The organism is Dietzia sp. SYD-A1 (assembly GCF_015356725.1).
In the GTDB taxonomy this organism is placed as follows: Bacteria; Actinomycetota; Actinomycetes; order Mycobacteriales; family Mycobacteriaceae; genus Dietzia.
Window position 1 is genome coordinate 1 of sequence record NZ_JADDKI010000637.1, and the last position, 1,623, is coordinate 1,623.

Here is a 1,623-nt window from a genome sequence, read left to right on the forward strand (position 1 = left end):
GGGTACGGGCCGGCGGATGCGCGCCGGCCGGGCCGGGCACCCGGTAGACGCCGCCTCGGGCCGATGCGGATCCTGGGCCTGGTGCTCGTCCTGATCCTGACGCTGGGCGTGGTGAGCGTCCTGTGGGCGGACTCCAAGCTCCAGCGGATCGACGCCCTGCCGGACTACCCCGGCCGGGGCGGGAACACCCCGGGCAGTATCACGCTGCTGGTCGGGACGGACTCGCGCGAAGGCCTCACCCCGGAGCAGCAGGCCCAACTGTCCACCGGGTCGGAATCCGATGCCGGCGGCAAACGTACCGACACGATGATGCTGGTCTACACGCCGCGGGACGGCGGGCGGACCATGCTCATCTCACTCCCGCGCGATCTTCTGGTCGACATCCCGGACTACGGTCAGAACAAGCTCAACGCCGCCTACACCTTCGGCGGCCCGCCTCTGCTCACCCGGACGCTCGAGGAACAGACCGGCATGCGCATCGACCACTACGCGGAGATCGGGTTCGGCGGTTTCGCCGGGATCGTCGACGCCGTCGGAGGCGTGGACATCTGCATCGAGGAGCCGATCAACGACCCGCTCGCCGGACTCGATCTGGCCGCCGGGTGTCAGACCCTCGCGGGTCCTCAGGCCCTGGGCTTCGTCCGCACCCGCTACGGGTTCGCGGAACAGGACCTCCAGAGGGTCCGCAACCAGCGGCAGTTCCTCGGCGCGCTGATGAGCGAGACCATGTCCCCGGGGAACCTGCTCAACCCGTTCACCGCGGTGTCACTCATCGACTCCGCCTCGGAGGCCGTCACCGTGGACTCCGGGGACCACATCTGGAACCTCGCCTGGGTGATGTGGAAGCTCAGGGGCGATCCCCTCACCGTGACCGCCCCATACGACGGCATGGACTCGGGTTCCGTGGGGTCGTATCTCGTGTGGGGCCCGAACACCACGGGGTTCTTCGACGCGGTCGCCTCGGGGCGTACCCCACCCCAGGAGTATCTCGACGCCGGCCCCTGACCCGGTCGCCCGGGCCGCTCTCCCGGGTGCGGGCGAGTCGATCGGGTGCGGGTCCGTCATCCGGCGGGTGTGATCGAGACGATCCCCCACGTCCCGTGAGGGTTCTCCGCCACCCGTACCCGCTGTCTCATCACCACGGGCTCGGAATCGGGCCGGGACTCGGTGAGCGTCACCTCGAGGAGCGTGGGTGACAACTCCCGGGCGTCCACGCAGTGGGTGGTGCCCTCGGGCACCCGGTCCACCCCGTCGGCACGCAACTGATCGAAGGTCATCCGGCTCGACGGCGAGACCGCCTCGAACGCCTTCTCGGCCGAGCGCTCGACGTAATACGCGTGGTCGAAGGCCAGCACCGTCTCCAACGGCGTGTCCAGCGACCCGGGGCCGGCGCCCACCACGTGGCCGGGTTCGGACACCGGGGAGCAGGCGACGGGGTCTTCCCCTGGGGAGAGTATCCCGCGGGTGAGGACGAACCCGAGCACGGCGGACCCGGACAGCACGGCCACCCCGGCTGCCGCGAACAGCGCCGCGCGGCGCGCACGCCCGGCACGGGCCGGAGACGCGGAGGGATCCGGGCCCGCGATCGCCGACCGATCTCGCACGGACCGCTCTCCCACAGAC

1 protein-coding gene and 1 pseudogene are annotated in these 1,623 nt (G+C 70.7%); one reads left to right on the forward strand and one right to left on the reverse strand.

The features are described from left to right. Positions 1-1,005: LCP family protein (locus IY392_RS17965; RefSeq protein ID WP_309234212.1), on the forward strand; the 1,005-nt coding region annotated here is incomplete at its 5' end. Between the two features lie 56 nt (positions 1,006-1,061). Here IY392_RS17965 and IY392_RS17970 read toward each other — a convergent pair. Further along, positions 1,062-1,623 (reverse strand): annotated as a pseudogene (locus tag IY392_RS17970) (hypothetical protein); the annotation flags it as partial.